At 55.4% G+C, this 8,687-nt stretch carries 6 protein-coding genes and 1 tRNA gene; 2 read left to right on the plus strand and 5 right to left on the minus strand.

From position 1 onward, the window contains the following. The first annotated feature begins 658 nt into the window (after positions 1 to 658). On the plus strand, positions 659 to 2,233 hold the full coding sequence (locus AC3B8H_RS15130) for a peptide chain release factor 3 (protein WP_488442376.1): 1,575 nt from the start codon (positions 659 to 661) through the stop codon (positions 2,231 to 2,233). A 48-nt stretch (positions 2,234 to 2,281) separates the two neighbouring features. On the opposite strand, the gene AC3B8H_RS15135 is transcribed toward AC3B8H_RS15130, so the two are convergent. From AC3B8H_RS15135 to AC3B8H_RS15150, 4 genes are all read right to left on the minus strand, one after another. Further along, the gene (locus AC3B8H_RS15135) at positions 2,282 to 4,684 is read right to left on the minus strand and encodes a TonB-dependent siderophore receptor (protein ID WP_488442377.1); all 2,403 of its coding nucleotides are present in this window, start codon (positions 4,682 to 4,684) and stop codon (positions 2,282 to 2,284) included. A gap of 81 nt (positions 4,685 to 4,765) precedes the next feature. Next, on the minus strand, positions 4,766 to 5,713 hold the full coding sequence (locus tag AC3B8H_RS15140) for a FecR family protein (RefSeq protein ID WP_488442378.1): 948 nt from the start codon (positions 5,711 to 5,713) through the stop codon (positions 4,766 to 4,768). A gap of 56 nt (positions 5,714 to 5,769) precedes the next feature. Next, a complete protein-coding gene (locus AC3B8H_RS15145; RefSeq protein WP_488442379.1) occupies positions 5,770 to 6,276 on the minus strand; it encodes an RNA polymerase sigma factor in 507 nt (168 codons plus the stop codon). 188 nt (positions 6,277 to 6,464) lie between these two features. Next, entirely contained in the window at positions 6,465 to 7,364 is a 900-nt protein-coding gene (locus AC3B8H_RS15150) for a LysR substrate-binding domain-containing protein (RefSeq protein ID WP_488442380.1), read from the minus strand. Between the two features lie 424 nt (positions 7,365 to 7,788). Between AC3B8H_RS15150 and AC3B8H_RS15155 the strand changes: the two genes are divergently transcribed. Then, a tRNA-Leu gene (locus AC3B8H_RS15155) sits at positions 7,789 to 7,875 on the plus strand. 118 nt (positions 7,876 to 7,993) lie between these two features. Here the strand turns inward: AC3B8H_RS15155 and AC3B8H_RS15160 are convergent. After that, positions 7,994 to 8,687, minus strand: a 694-nt coding sequence (locus AC3B8H_RS15160; protein WP_488442381.1) for an energy transducer TonB, incomplete at its 5' end; no start/stop codon positions are given.

Consider the following 8,687-nt stretch of genomic DNA (forward strand, 5'->3'; position numbering starts at 1 on the left):
GCAATAGGATTTCGGCGCCAAAATCCTGGCCAATAATCTGCATGCCTTGACCGTGCTGGAAGCCGAGCGGACCAGCGAAATCGCCGAGAACTACAAAATCAACCGAACCTATGCGTTCGCGCACCTCAAATGCTGCTTGCCGCGCTGGTTGCTCGTCGCACTACCGACCGTTTGGAGTTATGCGCGACGTTGACCGAACTCGCTAGGAATGTCATCAAGTTTAAGCCCGGTGCTACAAAACCCAGGCCAAAGCACACCAAGCCTCATCCAAAACATACTTACAAATCTATCTATCAGGCTTAAGTTGAGAGGATTGGGCCGAATTCCGGCTGAAAATTGACCAGGGTTATTAACAGGCTATTGAAATTTGCCAGCATACCTTCGGTTTCGGCGCTAATTTTCGAAGCGCCGGGCGGTCTGTAAAGTTGGCAAACGGACAATTTACGCTGGATGAAACTCGAAATTAACGCCTTTCCATGCCCCGAGATCAATCAAGTTGGAACAACATGTCTTTCGAATCCCGAAGAAGTTGAAGCGTGGGAATACCGAGCAAACAAAACGGCTCAGTGTCAAACTGAGATATAATATGACAAAAAATGAAATAGCAAGTACTTTAAGAATTTAGTACAAATTTTAGAATTTTCAGCACATAGACTTAATGGAAGCCACGGAATACAAGCGACGACGCACTTTTGCAATCATCTCCCACCCCGACGCCGGCAAAACCACCATCACCGAAAAATTATTGTTGTTCGGCGGCGCGATCCAGTTGGCCGGCTCGGTCAAGGGTCGCAAGGCGGCGCGCCACGCCACCTCGGACTGGATGGAAATGGAGAAGGAACGGGGTATTTCGGTCACGACCTCGGTGATGCAGTTCGAGCACAACGGCGCCATCGTCAATCTGCTGGATACGCCCGGCCACGAAGACTTCTCGGAAGACACCTACCGCACGCTGACCGCGGTCGATTCGGCGCTGATGGTGATCGACGTCGCCAAGGGCGTCGAGGACAGGACCATCAAACTGATGGAGGTCTGCCGCTTGCGCGACACGCCGATTCTGACCTTCATCAACAAGCTGGACCGCGAGGGCCGCGAACCGATTGAGTTGCTGGACGAGGTTGAAAGCGTGCTGAAGATCGAGTGCGCGCCGATGACCTGGCCGATCGGCATGGGCAAACGCTTTAAAGGCGTTTACCAGTTGTACAAGGACGAGATTTTGCTGTTCAACCCGCAGCATGGCGGCAAAATTGCCGACTCAACCTTGGTCAAGGGCTTGAACAATCCGCATCTGGACGAGCTGCTCGGCCTGCAAGCCGACGAGCTGCGCGAGGAAATCGACCTGGTCAAGGGCGCCAGCCACGAGTTCGACCACGCCAAATATCTGCGCGGCGAACAGACGCCGGTGTTTTTCGGTTCGGCGATCAACAACTTCGGCATCGTCGAATTGTTGGACGCCTTCGCCGAATATGCACCGCCGCCGCGTCCGCGCCAAGCCGAGCAACGCTTGGTGGAACCGAGCGAAGACAAATTCACCGGCTTCGTTTTTAAGATTCAGGCCAACATGGACCCGGCTCACCGCGACCGCGTGGCCTTCATGCGCATCAGTTCCGGCAAATTCGACAAGGGCATGAAGATGCACCACGTCCGCATCGGCAAAAGCATCCAGGTTGCCAATGCGATCACCTTTCAGGCCGACAGCCGCAAGAACGTCGAGGAAGCCTATCCCGGCGACATTATCGGCCTGCACAACCATGGCACCATCCAGGTCGGCGACACCTTCACCCAGGGCGAGAACCTGAAATTCGGCGGCATCCCCTACTTCGCGCCGGAATTGTTCCGCCGGGTGGTATTAAAAGACCCGCTGCGCGCTAAGGCGCTGCAAAAAGGCTTGGTGCAGTTGACCGAGGAAGGCGCGACCCAGCTATTCAAACCGCTGAAAAACAACGACTTGATTTTGGGCGCGGTGGGCATTCTGCAGTTCGACGTTACCGCCCACCGTTTGAAGCACGAATACAACGTGGAATGTGTCTACGACGCCTCGCCGATCAACACCGTGCGCTGGGTCAGCTCGACCAATCCGGCCAAACTGGAAGAGTTTAAGAACAAGGCCTTCGAAAATCTCGCCGAAGACGGCGGCGGGTATTTGGTGTATCTGGCGACCAGCCGGGTCAACCTGCAACTGACCGAGGAACGCTGGCCGGACATTCATTTCAGCGCGACCAGAGAGCTTTAAGCCACGTCCAGCCGGGCGGCGGTAAACCGCGCGGCTGGACGTTTTTGTTTAATATTCGATCTTCACCGCCCCCATGAAAGTGCGCGGATTGCCGTAATAGGTCGGACCGTAGCTATAAATCGATTGGTAATAGGTTTTATCCAGTAGATTATCGACATTAAGCTGGGCGGTCAGCTTGGTTTTACCCACTTGCCAGGCCTTGCTGGTCATCAGATTCATCGTCACGTAGCCTGGTGCCTGAGCGCCCTCGTAATAACCGATTTCCCGCTGGCTGACCGCCTGCATGCCGGCACCGAATTTCAGGCCTTTCAAATCGCCTTGCTGAATCTCGTAAGTCGTCCACAAGCTGCCGTTGTGCTTGGGCGCGTTGTTCAAACGGTTGCCGACCACGGTCGGATCGGTTTCGTCCTTGATGCTTTTCGCGAACGGCATATAGGAATAGGCGCCGATCACATTCCAGCCTGGCACGATCTCACCGCTGACATCGAATTCGATGCCGCGGGTTTCCGCCTCGCCGACCGCGCGCGACAGAGCCAGTGAGGTTGCTATCGGCGCGTTGCGTTTGGTCAGATCGTAATAGGCCAAGGTCGCGGTAAAACGGCCGTCCAGTAACTCGGTCTTTGCGCCGACTTCCCATTGATCGGCGGTTTGCGCCGGTAGCGGCTTACCGTCGCGGCCCCAATAATTCGGCGCCCCGAAATTCTCGGTGTAACTGCCGTACAGCGAAAATTCCGGGATTGGTTGCCAGACCACGCCGCCGCGCGGCGATACCCGTTCCGACGCTAGTTCGGGCGATTGTCCCGAGCCAAACTCCCCGTAACTGCTGGAACTCACATTGGCATTGTCGTAGCGCAGGCCGGCCATCACGTGAAAATGGTAAGGCAGTTCGATTTGATCCTGGGCGTACAAGCCGAACCAGGGAATCGTCGAGTTCGAATAAGTCACGTCGGTCGGCAATAGCGTCGGCGGCGCGGCGCGGTGAATCGGCCGGTAGATATTGCTGGTGTCGTACAAATCGCCGTTAAACCCAAAACCGGCCATCGAAACCCGATAATCGGTGCGGTAATAGTCGCCGCCGATCAGCAGGTTGTGCTTCAAAAACGCCGTCTCGAATTTGCCGTTCAATTCCAGCGCATTGAAAAAGTTGTACTGGTAGTCCTTACCGTCGGTATTCTGACCGAAAAATGCCCGGCCAAGATCGCCGGTCGCCGGATCGGCTACCGATCCGTGAATCGCCGACATGGTCAGATTGTAATTCTTGAAATTGAAGCGGTGCCGTAAGCTCCAATGGTCGTTGAAAGCGTGCTCGGTGTGCAACGCCAGCATTACATATTCGTCCTGCTGATAATTCCAGGCATCGCCAAGATTCGTTTCGCGGGCTATCGGCGCGGGGCGATTTCCCATTCTCGGTACCGTACCGTTTCCAAATTCCTTGATATCGCTGTATTCCAGCTTGATCGTGGATACCGTTTTGTCGCTGATATTCCAGCGCAGGGTCGGCGCCACCATCAAACGTTCGTTGCCGCCGAATTCCTGAAACGTATGATTGCTTTGGTAACCCAGATTGAAACGGTAGGCCAGGGTCTTATCGGCGTTCAGCGGCCCGGTCGCATCGACGCTGGTGCGGTACATATCGAACGAACCGAATTGCTGACGCAGACTGTAATAAGGCGTATCCAAGGGTTGTTTGGTGACGAAATTGACGATGCCGCCGGGTTCGGTTCGGCCGTAGAGTATGGAGCCGGGGCCTTTCAAGACTTCCACCCGCTCGACATTTTCCAGGTCTTCGGTATGCGCGTATTCCCCCTGGCTCAACACACCGTCGCGATAGTTGATGTAGCTGCCGAAACCGCGGATGAAAAAAGTACCACTACCGCCCAAACCATTACTGACGCCGCTGACGTTGCGGAGCGCCTGGTCGATCGTGATGGCTTGCTGGTCTTTCAGTACCGCATTCGGCACGACTTTGACCGACAGCGGGGTTTGCATCAGCGGCGTGTCGGTCTTTGTCGCGGTGGTGGCGTTGCGGCGGTTATAGTCGGTGTTATAAGGATCTTCGCCCTCGAAAAACGGATTGCTGGATTGACCGACGACGTTAATCGCCGGTAGCGCAGTCGGCTCATCGCGCTGGTTGAGCGTTTGGCGCTGAATCAGCACGTTACCGTCGCCGGTCAAGCGGTAAGTCAGACCGCTACCGGACAATATCTGGGTTAATGCCGCCTCCGGCGAATACTGGCCGGATAACCCACCGCTCCGCAAGCCACTGGCAATTTCGGCATCGTAAACCAGTTGCAGCCCGCCGACTTCGGCCAGTTGATTCAACGCGCCCGCGAGCGGTCCGGCCGCGATCCGGTATTCGCGGACCGCCGACTCGGCCACCGCGCCGCCAGCAACCGCCGCGCCGGCAACCAACAGCACGCTAGCGGTTTTAAAGGTATCGTGCAATGACATCTGTTCCCTCTCCAATTGTGTTAACGGTTAGTAAGGACTATGACGCACTGGCTAACCAAAACAGGAGGTCGGGAAAAATTTTTAGCGGCGCAACAAAATCAGATAATCGCCAAAGTGGGTAGTGTGCAACTGCAGCGCGGTTTCCAGCGCGGCAATTGCGGCGAGGGGATCGTCGGTCCGAAACACGCCGTTTACCCGGCGCTGGCGAAGTTCGGCGTCCTGAATCAGCAGGAAGCCGGGGTAGTAATCAGCCAGTTCGGCGACGACTTCGTCGAGCGGACGATTCTGAAAGACCAATCGATGGCGGCGCCAAGCCGTCGCGGCACCGACGTCGGCCGCTTTTGCTTGACTCAGCCCGTGTTCCGCGTCGTACACAGCCGCCAGACCTTCCTCCAATTCGGCCGCTTGTCGGCCGTTGCCGAACTCCACCCGCACCCGGTGTTCGGTCACCGTGACTTCGGCGCCATCCTCGGCCAATTTTACGTTGAACGCGGTGCCCAATGCGGTGACGCTGCCGCCGCCCGCGTATACTCGAAACGGCCGGTTGCGGTCCGGACTGACCTCGAACGCCGCCTCGCCCCGCAGCAAGCGCAATTCGCGGCGAGTTTCGTCGATTTGAATCTCGACGGCCGATGCGCGGTTCAACTGCACGGTCGAACCGTCGCTGAGCGTGAAACTACGAATCTCGCCGCGACCGGTCTGCAAATCGGCGCTCCACAGCCGCATATAGGGACTGAGCCAGAGCGCCGCCAAACCGGCGGCCAGCGCCATTCCCAAAACCAGCGGGCCAAGGCCCCGCCTCGCCGGTTTCGACCTCGCCGCCCTGGAGATCGGCACCGTTGCCAAACCGTCCAGTTCGCCCCACAACGCTTCGAGTTCCCTGTAAGCCAAACGATGTTCCGAAGACCTGCTCAACCAGACCTGAAATTCCGCAAGCTCGTTGTCATCGACGCTTCCGCCATCCAGACGCGCCCACCAATCGGCGGCCTGTTCACGAATTGTTACGGAGTCTGGGATGGGTTCGGACATGGTAAAAAGGTTAAAACCCGTGATTCAATATGCGGCAACGCACAATATCCGGGACACTAGTCGTTATCGACTTGCTGTAGTGTCAGCAAGGCATTGCGCAGATGTTTTTCGACCATATTACGCGAAATGCCCAAACGCTCGGCGATTTCCGCCTGACTCAATTCTTCGAATTTACGCATCTCGAAGACTTTGCGACATTTCGGCGGCAAGCCTTCGACGGCGATCGCCAAACGCCCTAAACGCTGGCGGGCCGCCAACAGACGATCCGGCTGGCGCGCTTCGGTTTCCGCGACCCAATCCGGCAATTCATCGGATTTCGCCACATATCGGTCGCGTACCGCATTGCGCCGCTCGTAATCGGTGGCAAGGTTGGCCGCGATTCGGTGCATCAGCGCTCTCGGATTCTCGGCCGCGCGCCACAGATCGCCGCTCAACATGCGCTGATAGGTTTCTTGAACGATGTCGGCCGCCGTCTCCCAGCAACCGCAGCGCCGGAACGCGACACGGCGTAGTTCTTCGTCGTAGCGGGCGATCAAGTGCTGGATATCCAGGGTGTCGGTCATCAAAAACGATAGTGGAAAAGAGTTGGCTCCTTAACAACAATTTCGATGCCGTTTAATTGACAGTCCTGCGCAATCAAGGTCTTGACGCGATCACGCCGGGTACTCAGGGTATGCCCCCTCCTCGAGCTGCGCCATATCACGCACCATTGCCAAGTTATTTAACACAGTTTATTTCTGAAAACGCGTTTTCAATCCGATTTGGTCGCAGCCTCGGCCAACAGCTCGTCTAAGAAATACTGGCAGTACGACGGTAAATATAATTGTCGTAAATACGCGACCTTAGTGGTCGAGCTTGGAATCAAATCCATCAAGCTGCGGGCCACCAAATCAGCATCCTTGACCGGTTCGTAGGAGGTTCCGGCAATAATGCCTACTCCCATGCCCAAGCGCACGTAGGTCTTGATGACGTCGGAGTCGGCGGCGGCCAAATTGATGTCCAACGGCAAATGCGCGTCGGCGAAGGCTTTCTCGATCGCCGACCGTCCGGTAAAGCCCGGCGTATAGGTCAAAATCGGTTGGGCCGAGAGCCGTTGCAACGTGATTTCGCCTTCGGCCAACGGATGTCCTTTGGGCATCACCGCAACGTGGTGCCAGTGATACGCCGGCTTGACGACCAATTGGTCGTCTTCGGCCAATCTCTCGGTGCATATCGCTATATCCGCCTTGTGTTGGTGGAGTAAGTCAATCAGATTGTCCGGCGACGATTGCACCATATATATCTTAATGCCTGGGTACCGCAGGCGAAATCGCGCAATCGGCCCAGGTAGCAGATATTTAGCCTGGGTATGAGTGGTAGCGATATGCAGCGTACCGCTACTGCTATCGAGAAAATCGTCGGCAATCAATTGGATGTTTTTCTTGGCCTGATTGATCAAATCCACTTCCGCCATGACACGCTCGCCCAATGGCGTTAGGCCGATTAGCTTTTTACCCTGTCTGGCAAACAACGGCGAACCCAACTCGGCTTCGAATAATTGCAATTGCCTGCTTACGGCCGACTGCACCACGTGCATCTTTTCGGCCGCCCGGCTCAGATTGAAGCCGGTTTCATGCAGCGTGCGCAATAATTCCAGTTGGTTCAGATTCATGCAGTCAACCTTATTCTAACGTCAAGCAATTTCGGAAATTCCCACTATACTGTTTGGGCGTTCGACAGGCATCAGCCAAATTGGCGGCACATCGAAAGCTATCGCTTCATTTTAGGGGTTTCCGGCGCCAACATCGACATCTAATCCGGATTCGTCGCCTGTAAAGCGCCGGGCAATCTCCTCCTAGCGACATGGATGTTTTTGTGGCGGACCTCGGTCCGCCGTTTTTTTGCGGCCCAACCGGCTTGCATCCTCATTCCGGCCAGCGGTGATAGGAATTGTCGCATACCACAACGTTACCGACTCGCTCTAAACACAGAACGAATTCATTCGGAATTGGGTTGAAACAGTTAAAAAATCGAAATTAGTTGACAGGCGCCTAGCTTGCCCCTATAATGCGCGCTTAACTTGCCCAGCAAGTTAAGCCGAGGTGGTGAAATTGGTAGACGCGCTAGCTTCAGGTGCTAGTAGGGGTAACCCTGTGGAGGTTCAAGTCCTCTCCTCGGCACCACATTTCCTAACGAAATGTGGTGCGAAGTTTTATTCCATTCTCTTCGAAAGCTACGCTACGACTCCTGTAGCCAACATCAAAAAAACTTCCTACATGCCGGCGCAAACCGCCTGCTCTGTTATACATTCTCCTGGTCTTTCAGACTGAAAATAATGGGCACAAGCACGGAACAGGCCTCGTTGAGCTCCCCGCGCTTGGCCGGAACAAACTGCCAATTCTTGACCGCTTCCAGCGCCGCCTCGTCTAAAGTATCATGGCCGCTGCTTTGCTCAATACCAATCGTTTCCACTTTCCCGGCTTCGCTGACCAGAACTTTTAACACCACCCTGCCTTGCCAGCCACGACTTCTGGCTACCGACGGATAGTCGGGCTTGGGATTTTTATCATAGGCCGCACTCATATAAGCCTCGGTATAAGGCTGAACCTGGCTTTCTAGCATCGGTTTCTCGGGCTGATTCGGCGCCGGTGTGACGTCGTTAACTGGGTGTAGTTGTTGACTCAGTAATTGTTCAAGCTCGGAAAATTCAGCGGCCTGCGCTAGTTCTATTTTCTTTAATTTAGGCTTGGGCTGCACACGCTTGCGCGGAGGCTTAGAAGCTTGCAACGGCTTAGCAAGCGGTAGCGGTGTTGGCTTGGTAGCCGGAATAGTCATCGTGGAAACCTGGATAGTCAGCGGCTCCGGCTCCGGCGGCAGTTGTTCTGGAACAAACAAGCACTTCACACCCAGCAAATGCAGCCCGGAAACCGTGACAGCTATCGCGAACAATACGTCGCGATTTCGAGACTTTCCGCCTATCGGTTTTTTGACCCGG

This window comes from Methylomonas sp. BG-2 (assembly GCF_057766305.1).